The organism is Bacteroides sp. AM23-12 (genome assembly GCF_003434395.1).
Taxonomy (GTDB): Bacteria; Bacteroidota; Bacteroidia; order Bacteroidales; family Bacteroidaceae; genus Bacteroides; species Bacteroides thetaiotaomicron.
The window spans coordinates 65,362-86,710 of sequence record NZ_QTLF01000006.1; the positions used below are offsets into that span (position 1 = coordinate 65,362).

Consider the following 21,349-nt stretch of genomic DNA (forward strand, 5'->3'; position numbering starts at 1 on the left):
GAAGATTATCTGTCCGGCGTAGTTGCCCTCTGATGGGTAATGATGAGCGAAAGTAGAATGAGACTGCATTCCTAAAGATATGCAGTCTCATTTATTTTTAAATCCTTCTTATTCTACCGGAATATAAATTTCTGTCAACAGTTCTTCGGGAGCGGTTTCGCACGGATTGTTCAGATAGCGTTCGGCACTGGGCTCATCGCGTAGCGTACATTCCATTTCGGGCAGACATTTTCCATAGATAGTATCGTATACCGCTTGCAGATTGTCATACGGACCTTTATATAAGAAGATTGCATAACGTCCTGCCGGAAGTGTCTTGAATCCTACATCTCCTTTGGGAGCTACCTGTACGGGCATCACCATACATACATCGGTGCGCAATTTCTCGGCTGGTGTCACTTTGGGGTCGTCGTGATAGATGCAGAGCGGGCTGAAATCTCCCATTGGCAGTTTTTGTTCTTTGATGAACTGCCACAGACGTCCCCATGTCCCACCGTAGTCATTCAGTTTGTAGTCACCGGACAAGCGGATATAAATAACATTGCGTGCAGGTATACTCTTAATTTCACTTTTCAGTTCCAGGTCTGGTCTGATAATCGCTGGTTTCATAATTACAAAGTTTTTATTGTTTCGATACTCTAAAGGAGAAATACCATAAAACTGTCTGAACACTTTCGACAAAGAAGAAGGGGATGAATATCCGATGCGATAGGCAATATCGGCAATTGGAATATCCGAATAGCGCAATAAACGTGCGGCTGCTTCTGTCCGCGTCCGGACAATAAAGGTACCGATCGGTTCACCGAGGAATGCTTTCATAATCCGGTGAAAATAAAAAGGAGAAAAGTTTGATATCTTGGCCAGCGATTTCAAATCAATGTCTTCTCCTAAATGTTGATTGATATATTCCACCACAACATTTACGCACTTTTGATACTCTTCTTTGGTTGTTTTCTTCTGTTGCATAACTTCTTTTGGTATTTCACTTCGCAAAGGTATTGGTAAAAAAGGGAACGAACTTGTCCGATATTGCTATTATTCATTTTTTTTAATAAAACCTGTTGATTCTCTTTTAGTTATGCTATGAATTTATTTGATGATTTTGAGTATTCCAGAATGGTGCTTTAGTATAAAACATGACCGAATATTTAACTGTTTGAACCCGATTCTTTTTTGAATCTTTAAATAATGTCAATCTGTTAAATAAAACAAGATAATATGTTGTGAACTGTTATTAAAATCGCTATCTTAGTTTCGAATTATTAATAGAGAATAGCCATGGATAAAAGAGTAGTAGGGAATAATGCCGGCAAGGTCTGGGGTGCCCTGAAAGAAATTGGTGAAATTTCGATACCAGAATTGGCGAGAAGATTAAACCTTAGCGTAGAGAGTACAGCATTAGCCGCCGGTTGGCTGGCGAGAGAGAACAAAATTTGTATCCAGCGGAAAAATGGATTAATTGCTTTATCTGATGAAAGCACTTTCCCTTTTAGCTTTGGATAATAAAGAATGCTGTTCGTGAACATCTTTGAAGTTCCATTAACTTATAAGTAAAGAATTGTTGATATAAAGTATCGTAAGTTAAATCTGAACCTGAAGAACTGAATTTAGAAAGAGTTACTCTGTGTATAGGGTAACTCTTTTTAATGTATAATAAACGTATAATAATGCTGTTAGTATCTTCTTCTTTATATGAAAAATATATACTTTATATTAGTGCGAAATTATGTGTGTGAAAATTTAGGGGATCGTTTGCCTATTCTTCAGTCTCTTTATCGGTCGATACTGTGGCGCTACTTTTTATGGCATGGATAACGGCGGAAGTAAATCCCCTGTGCTCCAGTTCATTCAATCCTTTAATGGTGGCTCCACCGGGAGTGGCTGCTTTTTCTATTTCTAACAGCGGGTGGGTATTGTGATTTAAGATCAGTTCTGTAGCTCCTTCCATGCTATATGCCGTCATTCGCATTGCATCTTCAGCGGAGATACCCAATTCTATGCCGGCTTGCATGGCTGCATGAATATATTTTAATGCGAAAGCGATTCCACTGGAAGTTAATGCAGAAATGATATCCAGCTGTTTCTCTTCTGCGAACAAACACTTTCCTCCTTCTTCGAATGTCTGTTTTATGAGTTGCTGGTGTTCTTTGCCGGCTTTGCGTGAAGTTATCAGGGTCAGGCTCGAATGTTCCGTAATGGCGATGTTTGGAACAACCCGGAATATAGGCATTTCGGTTTCCGATAAATGTGCCAGGTGAGAAATGGATATTCCGGTTACCAGTGAAACCAGGATTTGGGTGCGTGAGAATCGTAACGGAGATAATACTTCGTCTACTATACATGGTTTGACAGCCAGAATAATAATGTCGGCTTCCGATATGGCATACTGATTCTCTGTCATTATGCGTATCGCAGGAAATTGTTTGTGCAGATTTTCTAGCTTGTCTGTATGAGGGGTCGAAATGATAATATCTTTTTCGTTGTAGAGATGTCCTTTTGCCAGACAGGCAGCAACTGCGCTCCCTATGTTTCCGGTTCCTATAATTGTAATTTTCATGTTTTTATGGATTTGTATTTATTACTTTGTTAATCAGGCTGAAAGTCTTTCAAGAAAACGCTGTGACAGCGAATTGAGTAATTGCTTCTTATCAGCCGTGTGAACTGATATTGTGAAACAATGATCGCTGCCGCCATAAGAAATCAGTGATATGGGGATATGCCTGATTGTTTCCATGATGTTACTTTCCAGTTGTGTACGTTCCCAATGAAGTGATCCTATGATATGTATTACGGACATATTTTCGTCAACGACCATTTCTGTGTATTTGTGCAGTTCTCTTTGAATTATTCGCAGGGTATCACGACTGGCTGTCAGAATCATGGAGACAGAAACATTGGATGAGGCCATTGAGATAACGTTTATCTGATATTTATTAATGACTTCCAGTAATTTGCCCATGAGTAAATAGCCGGGCAGGACGTTCAATGACGTGAAGCGTACAAACGTCACTGAGTCTTGGACAATAATGGCTTTAACACTGCTTTCCGTATCATGGGAAGAGATGTAGAGCCGTTCTGTTTCCAGATCATGGGTGTCTATTAAGCGGATAACGATATTGGAACGGGCTGCAAGAGTGATACAGTCTGTATAAATTAAGTGTACTCCACTGTTAATCAACTGTTCGGCTTCGGTGTAGGTCAGAGAATGTTGTTCCCTGGCACAGTTCCGGTTGGTATAGATATTTGTGAGTTCGGTTGACAGAATGATTTCGTCTGCTTCGAATATGCTGGCGAGTACGGTAGCATAATAATCATTACGCTTCTCATTCATGAAATCAATTTCGCCATATACATTTTTGCATAAGGAAAGGGGAGCGATGAAAATGTCAGTATCCCGATTCTCATTGATATACTGCCTGATAGATTCCTGAATGTAGGGGATATCCGGTTTCCTTTCCAGATTCATTTGCATAAAAGTACCGGTATCCAATGTGCGGGCATTCAGTCCATACTGACGCAGGCAGCAGGCAAACAATTCTCCGGATAACCGGTATATTTCGGCTTTTATTATTTTATCAATTAATAAATCGGCTTTGTCTTCCACCAGTTTGTGCATCTTTTCGATACATTCCCGGATATATTTCTTTATATCCGTATTTAGTGGCAAATCTGTTATGAGGTGATCTGCCAGTGTACGGCAATATTCTTCGATATTATTGATTGTTGTATGCGAAGCACTGTCTTCTTCATGAAACCAGCTGATAGAAATATCCTGCAGCCATTCTTGTAGTTGCGTCAGTGTCGGAACCACAACTACGTAAGGATGTTCCTTTAGGATGTAATTGATTACTTGCCTGATTTCATCCTCTTCTTTCATTTTTTCAAATTTGCAAACTTTCATTGTTATCTGATAATTTATTGGTTACTGATCTTTTTCAAAATGATATGCCTTTTTTCAAATAGAGATGGTCTGTTACCATCGATCTGCTATTTGATTATCAGGTATGTTGTTCAGAATCAAATTATTAATTCCATTATTCCTGCTTCTGTAGCAGTCCATTCCTAGATGTAATCTGCTAATACCATACCATATTAGGAGATGAAATAAAAATGACTATCTTTGTAGCGTGATTAATGAACTGACAGTATATCCATTATTTATGAAACTCTGCATATAGCTACGCTCAACGAATAGCATCCTTTCTAAATCAGGCTATTCAGCTATCCGGTAAGCAACGACCCGCTTGCCAAAGAGTTTTTATACCCATTTTTATGAATTTACGAAACTGTGTACTGCTATGAGTGTAGTATGCTGTATCGTGCTATTTTTAGTTGAGCAATGAAATATACATATAAGCAAATATGGCTCATCAACTTTCCTGTGATGATGAGCATTCTGATGGAGCAATTAATCAACATTACCGATGCTGTCTTTTTAGGACACGTAGGAGAAATCGAATTGGGATCATCCGCACTTGCGGGAATATATTATTTAGCGATTTATATGCTGGGATTTGGATTCAGCATTGGTCTGCAGGTTATGATTGCCCGAAGAAATGGGGAGCAGCATTACAAAGAAACAGGGCGCACCTTCTTTCAGGGATTATATTTTCTGATGGTGATGGCAATCATGCTTTGTCTGCTGATACATCTTGTTTCTCCGTTTATTCTGCAACAGCTGATTACTTCTGATGAAATTTATCAGGCTGTGATCCGTTATCTGGACTGGCGTAGTTTCGGATTGTTATTTTCGTTTCCTTTCTTAGCTTTCCGGGCTTTCCTGGTTGGGGTCACGAATACTAAACTCCTCTCCGGAGCAGCTCTTACGGCAGTCTGTATCAATATTCCTTTCAACTATTTACTGATATTCAAACTAGATATGGGCATATCCGGAGCAGCGATGGCCTCCTCCATTGCTGAGTTTGGAGCGTTTCTCATACTCTTGTTATATATGTGTAAAACGGTAGATAAGAAAAAATATGGTCTGAGTGCCGTCTATGATGGCAGATTGCTGATGAAACTACTGCAACTGTCCGTATGGAGTATGCTTCATGCTTTTATCAGTGTCGCTCCCTGGTTTTTGTTTTTTGTGGCTATTGAACATTTGGGGAAGACAGAACTTGCTATTTCCAATATTACCCGAAGTGTGTCTACCCTCTTTTTTGTGATAGTCAATTCTTTCGCTTCTACTACCGGATCGTTAGTTAGCAATCTGATCGGGGGAGGACAGGGGAAGGAACTTTTTCCCGTTTGCCGCAAAGTTCTCAGATTAGGCTATGTGGTAGGGCTTCCATTGATACTGACAGCTCTTTGGGGCAATCAATGGATCATCGGATTTTATACAAATAACGATTATTTAGTAAAACTTGCTTTCTGGCCTTTTATAGTCATGTTGTTGAATTATGTGTTTGCATTGCCCGGATATGTTTATATCAATGCTGTTACAGGTACGGGAAAGACAAGACTTGCCTTTGTCTTTCAACTGGTTACTATCCTGATCTATCTGATTTATCTATATTTGCTGAGTGAGTGTTTTCATGCCTCTTTGACGGTGTATATGACGGCGGAATATCTGTTCGTTATTCTATTGGGAATACAATCCATTCTGTACTTGAAGAGGAAATCCCAACAGAATATGTACTTTTGTACTTTCAATGATTGATACTTTCTCGAAATGACTGAAGATATAAAGAATAAACTTTTGATGTGTGCAGAGGTGTACCATTGTGCAGGCTTTATCGCAAGTGATCCGGTACAGTTCCCTCATCGTTATACGCTGAAACAAGATATAGAGATTAGCGGACTGCTGACTGCAATTATGAGTTTTGGCAATCGCAAGCAGATATTGAAGAAAGCGGATGAGTTACATAAGCTAATGGGAACTTCACCTTATCAATATGTATTATCCCGCCGGTGGGAGGAAGATTTTCCTTCCGGGGCAACCCATAGTTTTTATCGGATGCTGTCGTATGCTGATTTTCATGGATACTTCCGTCGGTTATATACGGCCTATACGCAGTTCGGAAGTTTGGAAGATGCTTTGAATATATATTCCGGAATACCTATGGAGAAGTTATGTGCATTTCTCGAAGTTTCTGCCAAAAGTCCTCAAAAGAAACTGAATATGTTTTTACGTTGGATGATTCGTCGGGATTCGGAGGTTGATTTGGGTGTTTGGGAGAGTTTTGATCGTAAAGACCTGATTGTTCCGTTAGATACTCATGTCTGTAGGGTAGCTTATTACTTCAAGTTGACGGATACGGAAACTTTTTCTTTGAAGAATGCCCGTCGGATCACCGCTGCATTGGCTGAAGTCTTTCCGGATGATCCTTGCCTGGGTGATTTTGCTTTATTTGGATTAGGAGTCAACGGGGAGATTTGAGTTGCAGAAACTCTATAGAAGTATCAATCAAACCTCAATTAAGTTCGACATATAAAACGGGTTCTGTTTCTGCTGATTCGTTTTATTTTTTGCTCCAGATTCGTGTATTAAGATTCAAGTCCTCTACAATAGAGACCAATGCATGAATCATGCTGAAATCGTTTTTGAGCTGGCTAAGGTCATCCATCGGTTTCCAGATGCTGGCTTCAAAATGATTTCTTGATTCAGGAATAGCTATCAGAATATTTGAATCTCTGAAACTAATTGTGATGTTCTTATTGAATTCTCTGTCTAGTGCAAGAAGTCGTTCCATCATTGAAGGAGAAAGAAGGTAGCGTGCTTCAATCTGGTCTGTAGAGTAAACATCGAATGTTTTCTCGAAATCCGGATTTTCCAGTTTCACCCGCGAACCGCTGGAGCTTAGTTTGAACAGGCTATTCCTTAAAATAGTGGTATGTCCCTGAAAGTCTTTCTGAAAATCGGCAATGAAAAAGAAACCTTTAAAGATATCTACCCAATAATGACTTGTCTGTCCTTTTGAATTGACACGTGTTTTTCGTTCTTCGGCATGAATTTCCGCACAGCAGAAGTCCGTTTTTCCTACACGTCCCTGTATCAGATCTTCTGTGTGATAACGGTCGGGAGAAGTGAATAGGGCACAGTTCCTGAATGTACTTTCCTTGATTCCCTCTTCGGGTGTGAAGACGGCATTTTCACAAAAAGATTGTAATATTTGTGCGATTACTTCCTGTTTATAATAGGTGGATAACTCCTGCGATTTGGCATTTATACAACTGTAGTATGCCAACAAAGCAAGACCTGCCGCAATACCGATTCCAATAAGTGCTACATGGGCATAAAGGGAAAATGCAATACCAATCACGAGAATAATCCCTCCTACCCATATTCCGGTGGAATGTCCTTGCTTTTTTAGTTCTTTGCGTTTCTGTTCAAGACTTTGCAGAGTAGAGGAAAGACTTTGTACCAATGTCTCAAATTGCGGACTTTCTGCCATATTATATATTGTTTTTTACTGATTCAACAAGTTATTCACATTCGGAACAGTACGTTCCTGTTCGGAAATGGAGAATACGCTTTTGCGGGTGAAACCAAACATACCGGCCAACAGATTTGACGGGAAAGTCTGTACTGCATTATTATAGTCAGTGACGCAAGCGTTAAAAGTTCGGCGTGCTGCCGAAAGCTGCTCTTCAGTTTCGTTAAGTGCACGTTGTAACTGTTCGAAGTTTTCAGACGCTTTCAGTTGCGGATAGTTTTCTGCAATGGCAAAAAAGTGTGTACAGGCTTGTGAGAAAGCAGAGTCCAGATTTTCTTTATCCTGATTAGAGAAAGATGCGTACGACTTGTTGCGCATTTCCGTAATCTGTGCGAATGTGCTTTTTTCATGTTCTGCATATTCTTTGACTGTAGTTACCAGATTAGGAATCAAGTCGTATCTCTTTTTCAGCATTACGTCGATGGCTGCGAAAGCATTTTCCGTCTCATTTCTTTTTCGCACCAGTGAGTTGTAAATAGCGATGAAAATCACTACTACTACAGCTATAATAATTAGTATAGTCATAACTATATGTCTGGCATCCTCTTGCCGTTTTCTATATTTGTGAATTCGAAGTAGTTTTATTGCGTCAAAGATAAAGAATAAAACTGGAAAATAGAACAGTATTTGGGAGTAAAGAAGAATATATAGCGGAATATTTACTGAATATATCTGACAGAAACCGAATAAAAAAGAATTTCCGATTATCATCATAAAAAGCAGATGTGGAATCGACTTTTACAATGATAACCGAAAATTCAGATAAATCATCAGGACGCTTGTATTTTGTTTGTGTAGTCTTGCCAACCGGCTGCGGTTTTATATTTCTCTACAGATTCGGCGGGAACACGAATGACAGTAATATCATCCGGAAATCCGTACCATATCTTTTCAAATACTTGTGGAGGTGTTATCCCTTCTACCTTGACTTCTTTGATACCTGTGTTATTGAACGCTGAAAAATTAATCTGTGTCACATTTGCCGGAATGGTCAGTTGAGTGACTTTTCTGTTACCGCCCAATAATCCTTGTCCCAATATCCGGATACTTTGTGGAATTTCGAAACGTGTTAATTGGGGGCATCCTTCCAGACAGTAAGGGTGAATCATAGCTTCGGGATCATCATTGAAAACAGTTCCGTAGGTTGCCACTTCCGTTAATTCCGGACAGTAATAAAAGGCTCTTTGCGCTATGTTTGTAACACCATTCGGTAACTTCACGGTTGTAATGCTACTTTCCCGGAATGCTTCCAGCCCGATTGTTCTGACGTTCTCCGGAATCTCAATCGTTTTCAGTTGAGACGTCTTGAGGAATGCCTGTGCACCGATTTCTGTCAACGTAGCAGGTAATAACACTTCTTCAACGCCTGCATATACAAAGGTGCTTGCGGGAAGTTTAGTGAGTTTAGTCCGGCTTAAATCTGCTTTTTTAAGGTGATAGCAATAGTAGAATATGTTTTCCTCAAGCTGTTCCAGAGTCGAGGGAAATATAACTTCCTGAATAGTTGAATTGAAGAAAGCCATATCTCCGATGGATTTCAGTCCCTCATTGAGTGTCACCTTGTTTATTTTACTGCCGTTGAAAGCGTTTTTAGGAATGGATTTCACGCTGTTGGGGAGTATGATTTTATCGTACCCTTTCAGGACTTCTGTCAGAACTCCGTTTTCCACACGGACAGGCGCCACCTGAATAGTAAAGCTTTTCTGCTTTCCTTCTATTGTTATGGTCACTTCCTGTTTGTCGGCAGGGACAGATGACGAGAAACCACTGATCTGTTTTGGGGCAACATTCACGGACCGTTGTTTCCCATCATCATATTCACCTGTCACTTTGAGTCCAGTTAAGTCTATACTCTCTCCTAATGCATAAATCGTTTTTGCAGGCAGCTGGTCTATGGAAAAACGTTCAAGTAAGGCTCCTGTGGGTTCAGATGGTTGCTCCGTTGGAGGCAGTTCCTTCTTGAATTCATCGTTTTCAGTGCTGCAACTCAGTAATGTAAGTCCTGTCATCATTTGCAGGCAAAGTACTATTAATATATTAAGTTTAGTTTGTTTCATTGTGATAAAAGCTTAGTTAGGGAATTGGGTTAAACGTATTTCTATTTTCACTACCTTACCTGCTTCTACGGTTCTGCCGGAAGACCATATCTGGTAGTTATCAGGTCCGCCACCTTCTTGTACCACGAATGTAAAGAACCGCTGCGACTGTGCTGCGAACCATTCTTCTTGCGGTAAAATAAAGGTGGCTATCCCGCTTTCATTGGTTCGGGCAACCGCAGTAGGTAAGGTCAGATTATCTTTCTCAAAAACTTTATAATCTTTTTCATTATACATCTTTACGGGAATACCCGTTGCAATTTTTCCATTTTCATCATAAACGACAACCACTACTTTAGCTTCTCTCACTTCTTCGTTTCCTTTTTCGCACGCTATCATAAAAAGTATGATACCTAGCAGAATAACAATCTTTCTCATAATCTTCTCTTTTTTCAATTTTTTCGAATGCAAAAGTAGTAAGATCGTATCATTTTTGAGTTATGATACGATCTTGTAAATCTAACACTGGTGTTTTAATAGTGTTGATATTCAGATAGTTATTTTGAATGGGTTCTCAGATTTCTAACACTGGCCTAACACCTATCCGAAAAGTGATAAAAACAGGTCCTTGTTAGCAGTCTCTGCTGATTTGATACGTGATTTAAGTCGTGACTTACGGGCATATACATTGGCTACCGTATCTTTCATGAACAGGCTTATTACTTGTGGTGAAAAACCTACAAAGATATAGCAGAGTAACCGGATGTCAGCTTCTTTCATTGCAGGGAAATCATTCCGGAGTTTTTGCATGGCGTTGTCATGGCAGGTATTTACGATAAGCTCCAGTTCTTGCAGCATTTCATTGTTTTCTGCAAAATCGGTGATTATTTGTTTCACTTCGTGGAACATGGCGGCCTGTTGTGATGCGGTATTCTCGCGTTCGTAGTAAGTTTTTCCCAATTTGTCGATAATGTCAAAACGAGAGGCTATCAATCCTTTTAGATGGTTTTCAGTATTGCGTTGTCCTTCCATGCGTTCGGTCAGAGTTTTGTACTCGGAATTAGCTTCTTCTGCCAGTAGCAGATAGCGGTCGGTACGTTCGCGTTGCAGTCGCAGGCGTTGGCGGGTGATGTAATAAGCCACTCCTATCATCAGAAGGATTACAGTTGCTGCTGCGATTTCCCAGGTAGTACGGTTTTTCATCCGGTATTCGGCAAAGTCAGTCCGTTCTTTAAAATATTCGCGTTCCACCATGCCGGCGGAAAACTGCATGTTTGAGCGTGTCAGCGAATCAGTCAGATAGATATAACGATGTATGTTATCGGTTGCTTTCTCAAAGTTCCTGGTTTGTGCTTCAATACGATATGCGGTATATTGCAGGTCGGCCAAGTCGCGGATGTCGGTAGTCTGTGCTTCTGCGAGAGCCAGATAGTAGCGTGCGCTGTCTATACGATTTTTCAGAAGGTTCACATCTACCAGTGTATGGTAGCCGTACAGGGTATCCTGTCGGGCGGAAAGCTCGATGCGTTGCAGCAAGTCATGAGGAATTTGCCGCTTGCCCGATACTACATAAAGAGAGGCAAGGTTCGTGAGGCTGGCTTTTGCCAGGTGATCGTTCTTTTGTTCGTCGGCCAGATCAAGAGCGGCGGCGTAGAGACGCATTGCTTTCTCTATGTCTTTCGAATGAAAAGCTGCGGCTGCCATATCAAGTGTTGACTCCGTTTCTTCACGTACATTATCCGACTGCCGGAAGTTATTGCGGGCTTCACGGAAATAATGATAAGCCCGGCTGTAGTTCATCTGTTCATAATATACTTCACCGATTTGCCCGTATAACAGTCCTGTATAATAAGGTTCATTGGTGTCTTTCAGTTTCTCTTCTATTTTGAGAAAAAGGCGCAATGCTCCCGGTTTGTCTCCTGCCCGTAGTTTAATTCGTCCCCAATAATAGAGAGTCTTACATTGGTGTCGTAAATCTTTGGAATAGTGTTTATAATGGCTCCAAGCCTGGCGAATCAGTGAATCATCCGTTACTTTAATATGGTTTTTATCTAATGCTTCCGAGTAAAGCAAGGCATATCTGGCCTGTTCGGCCTGACTGCCTTCCTGTCTGAGCTGCTTTAATATTGTCAAGGCACTGTCCGGCTTGTTTTGTAACAGAGCTTCCGCCTCGTCAAGCCGGGAAATATGTTCTCTATTATAACATCCTGTAAAAAAGAGAATGGCTGATAGTCCAAGTATAATTCTGTATTTCATGCTGTGAATGTAGTGAAAATCTCTCGGATTTGAAATAAGGAGTAGTGCCTTTTTTTAATGATGACTGCATTGACACATTATTTTTTATCATTGTGATTCCATATGCATCATTGTCATATTCATAGAGGGCAGTTCTCCAATATCATCAAAGCGGTATGTGCTGCTTTTGCCTGTTACAATGAATCCTTTGTCATTATTGGAAAAAGACTCTTCTAGAAAGAAAAAAAATAATTTTAGTCTCACGGTCTCACTGTGGAATATCTAGTATGCTGACAATCATTAATATAATGAATGAGAGATACCTTTCCGAACAGGTATCTCTCATTGTTTTTCCATCAAAACCACTAGTTTTCGGTTATCTCTCATTGCTATCTCTCACATCAAAGTAAGTACATAAGATGTGGTCCGCTATATCTGTTTAAAACCAGCAGTTGTTTGTATGTTAAGTCACTGTATCCTAGATGTTATCCTATATATCTTATTCTGTTATCTAACCTACATCTTCATCGTTCCACCCGGGTGAACAGATCATTGCACAATAATGAACTGGCTTATTCACCTAGGTGATAGAGACTGTTCACCCGGGTGGAACGATGAAGATGTCAGTTAGATAATACACAAACTTTAGTTGATAAACAGGTTAAGCCAGGGTATACTATATGCAAAGAAGCGGTAAACGGGCAAATAACCACCATCTTGATGGGAATTATTCGATGAACCGATTGGGTATCCCGCTATAGGTCAATGTGATTTTATGCATCGCCCTTGTCACCGCCACATAAAGCATACTTTTATCTATGGTGGAATGATAATTCTGATTATCAGCTTGTGGAACGATCACTTCATCAAATTCCAACCCTTTTGCCATGTGTGCGGAAGTGACAACAATGCCTTTTGTATAAGCTGAACTTAGACTTGACAAAAACGATATGTTATCTGTATGGACTTGGAGTTTCTGAGCAAGCGCTTTTGCCTGAGTTTCTGTTTTACAGATTATTCCCAAAGATGTATATCCGGAGTTTCTGAAGTCCGATACCAAATTAACAATGCCTGTCGTTTCTTCTTCTGCATTCTTGAATGGAAAAATTTCAGGTTGTTCTCCATGTCGCATAATGGGTTCCAGTTCATTGTTTGCCTGAATTTTCTGCGCCAGACTGGTAATTTCAAAAGTAGAGCGGTAACTCTTACATAGTTTCATTACTTCTCCGGTGGTAAAAGCTTTTTGAATCATGGCAGCAGTTGAAGAGCCATAGGGATTGACAGATTGAGAAGCATCTCCAAGAATTGTTTTCCGGCAGGGATAAAGTTTTTGGATCACTTTGTATTGTATGGGAGAATAGTCCTGCATTTCATCTATCAGAAGATGTCTGATATGAGTTTGAGTTTTATTTCCATCCAATGCGAGATGTAAATAAGCCAGGGGGGCCATATCTGCATATTCCAGCATACGATTCTTTCGCATCTTGAACATTTCAGGTTTTCCGGCCCATTCGAAAAAGTCTTTATAGATCTGGAGGTCGTTATTTCCTGAAAACATATTCTTAATTTCTTTTCTCAGCAGGTTTTTCTCAGCGGTAGTCACTGTAAGGTTATACTGGATTTTCATCATTTCCAGAATGTAATCTGCCATGGTTTCAAATCGTTGGCGTATGGGGTAACGATGGAATCGTTTGAACTGTTCCCCTACGAATTCTGCGGGAATAGTGATATACTTGGTGAGTTTTACATCAGTCGCTCTGAAATAGTGATTTTCCATATGGAGGATGAATTTGTCGAGTCGGGAAACAAATTCGAAAGAAGCTTTGTATTGTATCCGTTCGATAAAATCCGGAGCCGGCTTTTCCAGTAGTTCCGAGACTTGTCCGAAGAAATTCTGAAACTTATATTTGTTGTCAAGGACGGTGGAGAGAATCTGTTCCATGCTGGTTTCCGGTACAGTCGTTTCACCAAGTTCCGGAAGGACATTGGATATGTAATCGGCAAATACTTTATTAGGTGAGATGATCAGAATGTCTTTGGATGAAATTTTTCCTTTTTGTGCATAGAGCAGGTAAGCAATACGGTGTAAGGCAATAGACGTTTTTCCCGAGCCGGCGACTCCCTGTATGATGAGTACGGGCGTATCTTCGTTGCGGATAATCCGGTTTTGTTCGCGTTGGATGGTCATAACGATGTTTTTCATCTTGTCGTCTGCATTGGAACAGAGCTCTTTTTGCAGGATATCATCATGAACAGTGACGGAACTTTCAATCATATATTCCATCTTACCTTTGCGAATGCGGTACTGACGCTTGAGTGAAATCTCTCCATGCACTTCACCTGACGGAGAAGAATAAGTGGCCTCACCTGACTCATAGTCATAAAACATACCCGAAATAGGTGACCGCCAATCATATATCAGATTTCTTTTGTTTTTGAAATCGTAGAATGTGTGTATACCTATATATACAGGAAGCTTTTTGCCGCTGCTTCCATTTTCCTTAAAGTCGATTCGTCCGAAGTAAGGAATATCCAATATCTTACTCAGGCGATTGCGTTTGTCTATCACATTTTCGCCTCGTGCAAAATGATTCAGTATACTTTCACGCATGGAACGGATTTCATGAGGATCGATGTCTTTATTGGACCATAGATAATCTTTGTATTCCTGCAGAGTATCTATGTGCTCTTTAACAGACTTGTCTGTGCTGTTTATCGTATCATTGATGATATTGAGCACCTGTTGCAAATATGCTTTTTCCTGCTCTTCTGTTTCGTTGAATATCATATATAAATTCAGTTTGGGTATTAAAAGTTGATTGAAAGGGTGGCAAAGTTAGCTAGATCCGGTGGGGTATTAAATAGTTATTTATAGCTATATATCAAGCCTTTTTCTTATTTTTGCGTGCTCATTTAATCTAGAAGAAAGATGGATATCCTTGATATTGCAAGACGAAATCAGCAGAAAGCATGGGAAATAATAGAGAAAGTCAATGTTATCCCGATATGGGAAAGCATTGGTGCACAGGTTAATCTGGTTGGTTCTCTTCGTATGGGGTTGCTGATGAAACACCGGGATATTGATTTTCATATATATACGTCTTTTTTAAGTTTAGCCGATAGTTTCAGGGCGATGGCGAAGCTGGCGGAAAACACGTCAGTGAAGAAGATAGAGTGCGTGAATCTGCTGCATACTGTTGAGGCGTGTGTGGAATGGCATGCCTGGTATCAGGATTCGGATAATGCACTCTGGCAAATTGATATGATACATATCCGGAAAGGTTCCCGATACGATGGATATTTTGAGAAAGTAGCCGAACGTATTTCTTCCGTCTTGACAGATGAGATTAAGCGGACAATTCTTCAATTGAAAAATGAGACACCCGAAAGTGAAAAGATTATGGGGGTAGAATATTATCAGGCTGTCATACGGGATGGAGTGCGGACTTATGCCGGGTTTGAAGAATGGCGAAAAGAGCATCCGGTGGGAGGAGTGCTGGAATGGATGCCTTAATCAGCTTAATATCCCCGTCTCATATCCTATTCGGATGGCTTCAATGGAATTTTGTACTCCTAATTTCCGTAATAGATTCTGTCGGTGAATATTGACGGTATGAATGCTGACACACAGTTTGTCTGCTATTTCTTTACTTAACAGTCCTTTTTGGATCAGGCGTAAAATTTCAGCTTCCCGTTTGGTGAGAGGACTGAAGGTCTGCAGTGACGGAGAAGGGGAGAACATCTCTCCATTTTTCAGATTGAGTACAGTACAGTCTACCGTTTCGGCCTCTTGTTGATCAGGTGAGATATCCATATTCCCGATTACCAGCCATGCTTTTCCATCGATGGTCTGCTCCAGAACCTGATGCCTGCTGACAACACGCACGTATTGTTGCCTCGCATTGAGAACACGAAAACTGTAAATATTAGAATAGTCATTTCGTTGTTCCGGAGGCAAACTGTATATAAACTGACTTAATTTTATTTGTAAGATGAGCAATTGTTCGCGGTCGTCGGGATGGATGCGCGATTCCAGATAATCACCCTGCCTTTCCAATGTTGCTATCTTGTGGGCATCATATCCCAGTAAATCTACAAAGTTCGGAGAAGCATAGGTATATCTGCATTTATATACGTCTACTACAAATGTACAGTTCCGGTTCATCTTCGAGAATTGATGAAGCATGGATTTATTCCGTTCCCACACGGCATAGTCGATGTCGGTAAAGGACAAACGTTGCTTTGCCCACAATTCTTCCCGTGTGATATCTGTTAGCTTGATTTCCCGCATGTATGGAACTGTTTTTTTGATTGAAGTATGACAAAAGTAGATATAATCCGTGATATTATCAAGGAAGGAGTAGAGATTTGCTTATTCTTATTGTTTCCATACAATAATCGTGCTAACAAATGATAATTATTGAACATCTCTTGAAAAATAAATAATAAAAAGATAGTTATCTAATTAATTGTGTTATCTTTGTTCCCAGAGTTTGAGTCACGAATCATTATTGTGTAGTTCTTCTTTATAATATATTATTAGTAAGTAGTCCTCTTCTGTAATTATCCTCCTCACTCCAAATTAGTATTTATTTTTAATAAAATTTTAGATGAACATTTACATTTCAGGTTTAAGTTATGGCACAAATGATGCTGACTTGACAAATTTATTTGCAGAGTATGGAGAAGTTTCTTCAGCCAAAGTTATTTTTGATAGAGAAACCGGCAGATCCAGAGGATTCGCTTTCGTAGAAATGACGAATGATGCAGAAGGACAAAAAGCTATTGACGAATTGAACGGAGTTGAATATGACCAGAAGGTTATTTCAGTGAGCGTTGCACGTCCTCGCGCTGAAAAACCGTCATACGGTGGTAACCGTGGAGGTGGTTATAACAATTCAAGAAGATATTAATATCAGAATAAATAAAAGCAGAAGATAATGTCTTCTGCTTTTATACAGACTATTACCGTTTCATGATTCAACGGAGGAATTTCTGTTATACGGAGAAAACGAAAAATCATTTTACATTTAAGTTCTGCTAATTCTGCCTCTTTTATGCGCAATATTAGGAGTATATAATCCTGCACTTTCCATTCTGACAATAGATTATTAGGCTTTTTTGTAATACAATGCTCTTGGAAGAAACAGGAGTGAGAGTTTAATAAATAATATCCAATCAAGCGAACAGCCAATGATGAAGGCGACTTTGAATACTTGAATAGAGTATGTTCGGAGTGTGTTGATTTTGAAATGGCCAAGCACAGAATAAAATATATGAAATCATTTTTTATAGGAAATATTGAAATTAAAGTACCTGTTATACAAGGTGGAATGGGAGTTGGGATATCATTGTCCGGTCTGGCGTCAGCAGTAGCAAACGAAGGAGGAGTGGGAGTTATATCGTGTGCAGGTCTGGGGTTGCTTTATCCCAAAGAAAAAGGCACTTATACAGAAAAATGCATCAGCGGCCTGAAAGAAGAGATTCGCAAATCACGCATGAAAACAAAAGGTATTATTGGTGTGAATGTCATGGTGGCCTTATCGAATTATGCTGATATGGTGCGTACTGCGATTAATGAAAAGATTGATGTGATATTTTCCGGTGCCGGGCTTCCACTTGATTTGCCTTCCTATTTGACTACGGGGAGTATTACGAAATTAGTACCTATTGTATCTTCTTCAAGAGCTGCCAAAATAATCTGTGACAAATGGCAAAAGAATTATAACTATCTGCCGGATGCGATAGTGGTAGAAGGTCCCAAAGCCGGAGGGCATCTGGGGTTTAAGAAAGAACAGCTCCAAGACCAGAATTATGCTTTGGATGTATTGATTCCCGAAGTGGTGGCGATTGCGGCCAGTTATAAAGAACAGAAACATATTCCGGTGATTGCTGCCGGTGGAATTTCGACAGGGGAAGATATTGCGCACTTTATGGAACTGGGAGCTTCGGGAGTGCAGATGGGAAGTATTTTCGTGACGACCCTTGAATGTGATGCTTCGGAAACTTTCAAAGAAGTGTATATTCACTCCAAATCCGAAGATGTTCTTATTATTGAAAGTCCTGTCGGAATGCCGGGACGGGCTATTGACGGAGAATTTATTCATAGTGTGAATAATGGTCTGGAAAAGCCGAGGAAATGCTCATTCCATTGCATTAAGACGTGTGACTATACAAAAAGTCCTTATTGCATTATTAAAGCGCTGTATAATGCGGCCAAAGGAAATATGAAAAAAGGTTATGCTTTTGCCGGTAGCAACGCCTTTTTCGCAGATAAAATAAGCAGTGTGAAAGAAGTGATGAATACACTGGAACGCGAGTTTTTCTTAGCGACTCACAAACTGGTTTAATATCGGAGACCTTGCATATTCAGTATTGAATGTGTTGTGCTCTCTTACTATATATAAAATTAACCGCTGTGCTGAAACAGCAAAAATAACATTTATGACATTTAAAGAATTAAATATAACCGAACCTATTTTAAAAGCAATTGAAGAAAAAGGATATACAGTACCTACTCCTATTCAGGAGAAAGCGATTCCTGTAGCATTGGCAAAAAAAGACATTTTAGGCTGTGCGCAGACTGGAACCGGAAAGACTGCTTCATTTGCAATACCTATTATACAACATTTGCATCTCAATAAGGGAGAAGGCAAGCGTTCGGGAATCAAAGCTCTGATTTTGACTCCTACCCGCGAACTCGCATTGCAAATCAGTGAATGTATTGAAGATTATTCAAAGTATACACGTATCCGTCACGGGGTCATCTTCGGAGGCGTGAATCAACGTCCGCAAGTGGATATGCTGCATAAAGGAATCGATATTCTGGTTGCTACTCCGGGGCGTTTGCTCGATTTGATGAATCAAGGACATATACGATTGGATAATATTCAGTATTTTGTTCTTGACGAAGCAGACCGTATGCTTGATATGGGCTTTATACATGATATTAAACGAATATTGCCGAAACTTCCGAAAGAAAAGCAAACTTTGTTCTTTTCGGCTACAATGCCTGATACGATTATTGCTCTGACTAATTCCTTGCTGAAGAATCCGTTGAAGATTTATGTTACACCGAAATCATCAACGGTAGATTCTATAAAGCAACTGGTTTACTTTGTAGAGAAGAAAGAAAAGAGCCTGTTGCTGATTTCAATTTTGCAAAAATCGGAGGACCGGTCGGTACTTATCTTTTCGCGTACCAAGCACAATGCTGATAAGATAGTTAAAATATTGGGTAAAGCCGGCATTGGCAGCCAGGCTATTCATGGAAATAAGAGTCAGGCGGCGCGGCAGTCCGCATTGGGTAACTTCAAGTCGGGTAAAACGCGAGTGATGGTTGCCACAGATATCGCTTCCCGGGGAATTGATATTAATGAGCTGCCGTTGGTTATCAATTATGATCTTCCTGATGTTCCCGAGACATATGTACATCGAATCGGGCGTACGGGAAGAGCAGGAAATGCAGGTATGGCACTTACATTCTGCTCTCAGGAAGAACGCAAACAGATTAATGATATTCAGAAATTGACAGGCAAAAAACTAAATAGGGCTGATTTTACAATTTAAGGTCATTCCCTTACATTATTCATTAAAATATAGTATAAATTAAATATAAGTTCTATGGCAAAATCCATTACGGTAGGTAAACGTGAAAATGAAAAAAAGAGACTCGCTAAACGAGAAGAAAAACAAAAGAAAAAGGATAGCAAGAAGTTATCCAGTAAAAGCAGCTTCGATGATATGATTGCTTATGTGGACGAGAATGGAATGATAACTTCGACTCCTCCGGCTGAAAATATCAAAAAGGAAGAGATAAACCTGGATGAGATAATCATTGCAACTCCGAAGAAAGAAGACGAGGAACCCGTTATATTGAGAGGGAGAGTTGAATTCTTTAATGAGGCAAGAGGCTTTGGTTTTATAAAGGACCTTGCCGGAGTTGATAAGTACTTTTTCCATGTTAATAATGTCGTTGGTAATATCTCGGAAGGTAATATTGTAACATTCGATCTTGAACGTGGTGTGAAAGGAATGAATGCGGTCAATATCTGTCTCGAAAAGAAACCGGTGGAGAATTAAAACAAAAAATGTAAGTATTGAAACTTATTTTTAGATATTCATTTGCTTAAGTGTAATATGATAAAATAAAAATCCCTTGAGTCTCAGAGGTTCAAGGGATTTTTTATGCGTAAAAATAGTATTGCAGGCAGACAGGGGAACGGAGGGTAACCGGAAGAAGAATGCAGCATATCGTACAAAAATGGCAAGAAATAATGATTCATTATCTCTACTATTTCATACCTTTGCCCGCTGAGTCTGAAATATTATTAACTTTTAAACGCAGAAAACATGAAGAACTTATTGATTACGGTATTTTTTCTCAGCTTGACTTTGCAGCTCTCTGCGGAGACAGGGGGAAGCAATCCTGTAATTGTAGAAAAAACTACAGCAAGTCTGGCGGAAAAGACGCCTGTTTATTGGCAGAAAATGGCAGATGGTATGTCGCAAGCCCTTATCAAGCATTTTTGGGGCGCAAACTTCAAAGGGTATGAGAATCGGTTTTATTTTAATTATGGTAGTGATCTTTCCAATATGACTACCAATCATTATTGGCCACAGGCACATGCTATGGATGTCATGGTAGATGCATATATGCGTACCGGAAGCAAACAGTATTTGAATATATACCCGTTGTGGTGGGAAGGTGCACCGAAATTCAATTTTGCGGGCAGAGAGGAAGACCCGTGGTGGAATGTGTTTGTAGACGATATGGAATGGATTGCTCTGGCACAGATTCGCATGTTTGAAAGCACTAAGAATACCAAGTATCTGAAAAAGGCGAGACAGACCTACGATGATTGGGTTTGGTCTACTTGGGGACCGGAAGATGAGGCTCCGTGGTTTGGTGGCATTACCTGGAAGACGGATGTGGCAAAATCTAAGAACGCTTGTTCCAATGGTCCTGCTGCCCTTATTGCTGCCCGGTTGTATAATTTTTACGATGCTATGGGTAAAAAGGCCGGAAAACCCAAACAGGCTTATCTGAATGAGGCCATTAAAATATATACATGGGAGAAGAATAACTTGTTCGACCGTCAGACGGGGGCAGTGTATGACAGCATGAATGGAGAAGGCAAGATTACCAAATGGGTATTTTCGTACAACTCGGGTACTTTCCTGGGAGCAGCTCATGAACTGTATAAGATAACCGGTGATAAGCAATATCTGGCAGATGCAGTAAAAGCGGCCAATTTTGTGATTGACCATTTGTCGACCAATGAAGGTGTACTCTCCGATGCAGAAGGTGGTGACGGTGGCTTGTTTCATGGCATCTTCTTCCGTTATTTTGTGAAACTGATTAATGACCCTGCACTGGATAGTGCCAATTATAATAAGTTTCGCGACTACATAACTCATTGTGCTACGGTTATGGCAGAGCAAGGAGTGAATCAGAAGACTATGTTATATAGCGGTCGTTGGAGAAAAGCACCTGCTGATGATGAGAGTGTGGGATTGACATCGCATCTGACCGGTTGTATGCTGATGGAAGCTATGTGTGTACTTAAACACCGATAGAGTGAATAAGAAAAGAGATAAAACAAAAATCCCTTGAACTTTTGAAGTTCAAGGGATTTT

Annotated in this window: 19 protein-coding genes; 9 read left to right on the forward strand and 10 right to left on the reverse strand. The window is 40.0% G+C overall.

Annotation, left to right across the window (positions count from 1 at the left end):
* Positions 1-108: 108 nt before the first annotated feature.
* Positions 109-966: a GyrI-like domain-containing protein gene (locus DW640_RS08070; protein WP_117577796.1), complete on the reverse strand. Its 858-nt coding sequence runs from the start codon at positions 964-966 to the stop codon at positions 109-111.
* A 312-nt stretch (positions 967-1,278) separates the two neighbouring features.
* Between DW640_RS08070 and DW640_RS08075 the strand changes: the two genes are divergently transcribed.
* A complete protein-coding gene (locus tag DW640_RS08075; protein ID WP_008761168.1) occupies positions 1,279-1,503 on the forward strand; it encodes a winged helix-turn-helix domain-containing protein in 225 nt (74 codons plus the stop codon).
* 253 nt (positions 1,504-1,756) lie between these two features.
* On the opposite strand, the gene DW640_RS08080 is transcribed toward DW640_RS08075, so the two are convergent.
* Both DW640_RS08080 and DW640_RS08085 read right to left on the reverse strand, forming a co-directional pair.
* Positions 1,757-2,557 (reverse strand): pyrroline-5-carboxylate reductase, encoded by an 801-nt coding sequence (locus DW640_RS08080; RefSeq protein WP_117577798.1) that lies wholly within the window; start codon positions 2,555-2,557, stop codon positions 1,757-1,759.
* Positions 2,558-2,590: 33 nt separating this feature from the next.
* Positions 2,591-3,901 (reverse strand): aspartokinase, encoded by a 1,311-nt coding sequence (locus DW640_RS08085; RefSeq protein WP_055298627.1) that lies wholly within the window; start codon positions 3,899-3,901, stop codon positions 2,591-2,593.
* A gap of 438 nt (positions 3,902-4,339) precedes the next feature.
* Here DW640_RS08085 and DW640_RS08090 point away from each other — a divergent pair, with 438 nt between their 5' ends.
* A complete protein-coding gene (locus DW640_RS08090; protein WP_117577799.1) occupies positions 4,340-5,662 on the forward strand; it encodes an MATE family efflux transporter in 1,323 nt (440 codons plus the stop codon).
* A 12-nt stretch (positions 5,663-5,674) separates the two neighbouring features.
* A complete protein-coding gene (locus DW640_RS08095) occupies positions 5,675-6,382 on the forward strand; it encodes a TIGR02757 family protein (protein ID WP_008761172.1) in 708 nt (235 codons plus the stop codon).
* Between the two features lie 82 nt (positions 6,383-6,464).
* On the opposite strand, the gene DW640_RS08100 is transcribed toward DW640_RS08095, so the two are convergent.
* The 6 genes from DW640_RS08100 to DW640_RS08125 all read right to left on the reverse strand — a co-directional run bounded on the left by DW640_RS08100 (position 6,465) and on the right by DW640_RS08125 (position 14,498).
* The gene (locus DW640_RS08100; protein ID WP_008761173.1) at positions 6,465-7,397 is read right to left on the reverse strand and encodes a DUF3137 domain-containing protein; all 933 of its coding nucleotides are present in this window, start codon (positions 7,395-7,397) and stop codon (positions 6,465-6,467) included.
* A 15-nt stretch (positions 7,398-7,412) separates the two neighbouring features.
* Complete coding sequence (locus DW640_RS08105; RefSeq protein ID WP_008761174.1) at positions 7,413-7,964, reverse strand: LemA family protein; 552 nt, start codon at positions 7,962-7,964, stop codon at positions 7,413-7,415.
* Positions 7,965-8,209: 245 nt separating this feature from the next.
* Positions 8,210-9,496, reverse strand: coding sequence for a leucine-rich repeat protein (locus DW640_RS08110; protein WP_182423048.1), 1,287 nt, complete (start codon positions 9,494-9,496; stop codon positions 8,210-8,212).
* A 12-nt stretch (positions 9,497-9,508) separates the two neighbouring features.
* Positions 9,509-9,913 carry a hypothetical protein gene (locus tag DW640_RS08115; RefSeq protein WP_016269651.1) on the reverse strand — a complete coding sequence of 135 codons (405 nt, stop codon included), beginning with the start codon at positions 9,911-9,913 and terminating at the stop codon, positions 9,509-9,511.
* Between the two features lie 162 nt (positions 9,914-10,075).
* Entirely contained in the window at positions 10,076-11,731 is a 1,656-nt protein-coding gene (locus DW640_RS08120; RefSeq protein ID WP_117577803.1) for a lipopolysaccharide assembly protein LapB, read from the reverse strand.
* Between the two features lie 706 nt (positions 11,732-12,437).
* A complete protein-coding gene (locus tag DW640_RS08125; RefSeq protein ID WP_117577805.1) occupies positions 12,438-14,498 on the reverse strand; it encodes a UvrD-helicase domain-containing protein in 2,061 nt (686 codons plus the stop codon).
* Between the two features lie 141 nt (positions 14,499-14,639).
* On the opposite strand from DW640_RS08125, the gene DW640_RS08130 reads away from it, so the two are divergent.
* Positions 14,640-15,224 (forward strand): phosphoglycerate mutase family protein, encoded by a 585-nt coding sequence (locus tag DW640_RS08130; RefSeq protein ID WP_117577807.1) that lies wholly within the window; start codon positions 14,640-14,642, stop codon positions 15,222-15,224.
* On the opposite strand, the gene DW640_RS08135 is transcribed toward DW640_RS08130, so the two are convergent.
* On the reverse strand, positions 15,225-16,001 hold the full coding sequence (locus DW640_RS08135; protein WP_117577809.1) for a LuxR C-terminal-related transcriptional regulator: 777 nt from the start codon (positions 15,999-16,001) through the stop codon (positions 15,225-15,227).
* 319 nt (positions 16,002-16,320) lie between these two features.
* Between DW640_RS08135 and DW640_RS08140 the strand changes: the two genes are divergently transcribed.
* From DW640_RS08140 to DW640_RS08165, 5 genes are all read left to right on the forward strand, one after another.
* Positions 16,321-16,623, forward strand: coding sequence for an RNA-binding protein (locus DW640_RS08140; RefSeq protein WP_008761179.1), 303 nt, complete (start codon positions 16,321-16,323; stop codon positions 16,621-16,623).
* Positions 16,624-16,986: 363 nt separating this feature from the next.
* A complete protein-coding gene (locus tag DW640_RS08150) occupies positions 16,987-18,060 on the forward strand; it encodes a nitronate monooxygenase family protein (protein ID WP_199610296.1) in 1,074 nt (357 codons plus the stop codon).
* Between the two features lie 94 nt (positions 18,061-18,154).
* Entirely contained in the window at positions 18,155-19,279 is a 1,125-nt protein-coding gene (locus tag DW640_RS08155; protein WP_008761181.1) for a DEAD/DEAH box helicase, read from the forward strand.
* A gap of 54 nt (positions 19,280-19,333) precedes the next feature.
* Positions 19,334-19,792: a cold shock domain-containing protein gene (locus DW640_RS08160; RefSeq protein ID WP_008765470.1), complete on the forward strand. Its 459-nt coding sequence runs from the start codon at positions 19,334-19,336 to the stop codon at positions 19,790-19,792.
* A 270-nt stretch (positions 19,793-20,062) separates the two neighbouring features.
* Entirely contained in the window at positions 20,063-21,289 is a 1,227-nt protein-coding gene (locus tag DW640_RS08165) for a glycoside hydrolase family 76 protein (RefSeq protein ID WP_022470651.1), read from the forward strand.
* Positions 21,290-21,349: the final 60 nt, after the last annotated feature.

Coding starts and splice junctions, on each gene's coding strand:
- DW640_RS08115 (WP_016269651.1), bottom strand. CDS start 9,913: ATGAGAAAGATTGTTATTCTGCTAGGTATCATACTTTTTATGATAGCG.
- DW640_RS08125 (WP_117577805.1), bottom strand. CDS start 14,498: ATGATATTCAACGAAACAGAAGAGCAGGAAAAAGCATATTTGCAACAG.
- DW640_RS08130 (WP_117577807.1), top strand. CDS start 14,640: ATGGATATCCTTGATATTGCAAGACGAAATCAGCAGAAAGCATGGGAA.
- DW640_RS08100 (WP_008761173.1), bottom strand. CDS start 7,397: ATGGCAGAAAGTCCGCAATTTGAGACATTGGTACAAAGTCTTTCCTCT.
- DW640_RS08085 (WP_055298627.1), bottom strand. CDS start 3,901: ATGAAAGTTTGCAAATTTGAAAAAATGAAAGAAGAGGATGAAATCAGG.
- DW640_RS08110 (WP_182423048.1), bottom strand. CDS start 9,496: ATGAAACAAACTAAACTTAATATATTAATAGTACTTTGCCTGCAAATG.
- DW640_RS08070 (WP_117577796.1), bottom strand. CDS start 966: ATGCAACAGAAGAAAACAACCAAAGAAGAGTATCAAAAGTGCGTAAAT.
- DW640_RS08135 (WP_117577809.1), bottom strand. CDS start 16,001: ATGCGGGAAATCAAGCTAACAGATATCACACGGGAAGAATTGTGGGCA.
- DW640_RS08075 (WP_008761168.1), top strand. CDS start 1,279: ATGGATAAAAGAGTAGTAGGGAATAATGCCGGCAAGGTCTGGGGTGCC.
- DW640_RS08080 (WP_117577798.1), bottom strand. CDS start 2,557: ATGAAAATTACAATTATAGGAACCGGAAACATAGGGAGCGCAGTTGCT.
- DW640_RS08165 (WP_022470651.1), top strand. CDS start 20,063: ATGAAGAACTTATTGATTACGGTATTTTTTCTCAGCTTGACTTTGCAG.
- DW640_RS08120 (WP_117577803.1), bottom strand. CDS start 11,731: ATGAAATACAGAATTATACTTGGACTATCAGCCATTCTCTTTTTTACA.
- DW640_RS08095 (WP_008761172.1), top strand. CDS start 5,675: ATGACTGAAGATATAAAGAATAAACTTTTGATGTGTGCAGAGGTGTAC.
- DW640_RS08155 (WP_008761181.1), top strand. CDS start 18,155: ATGACATTTAAAGAATTAAATATAACCGAACCTATTTTAAAAGCAATT.
- DW640_RS08105 (WP_008761174.1), bottom strand. CDS start 7,964: ATGACTATACTAATTATTATAGCTGTAGTAGTAGTGATTTTCATCGCT.
- DW640_RS08140 (WP_008761179.1), top strand. CDS start 16,321: ATGAACATTTACATTTCAGGTTTAAGTTATGGCACAAATGATGCTGAC.
- DW640_RS08160 (WP_008765470.1), top strand. CDS start 19,334: ATGGCAAAATCCATTACGGTAGGTAAACGTGAAAATGAAAAAAAGAGA.
- DW640_RS08150 (WP_199610296.1), top strand. CDS start 16,987: ATGAAATCATTTTTTATAGGAAATATTGAAATTAAAGTACCTGTTATA.
- DW640_RS08090 (WP_117577799.1), top strand. CDS start 4,340: ATGAAATATACATATAAGCAAATATGGCTCATCAACTTTCCTGTGATG.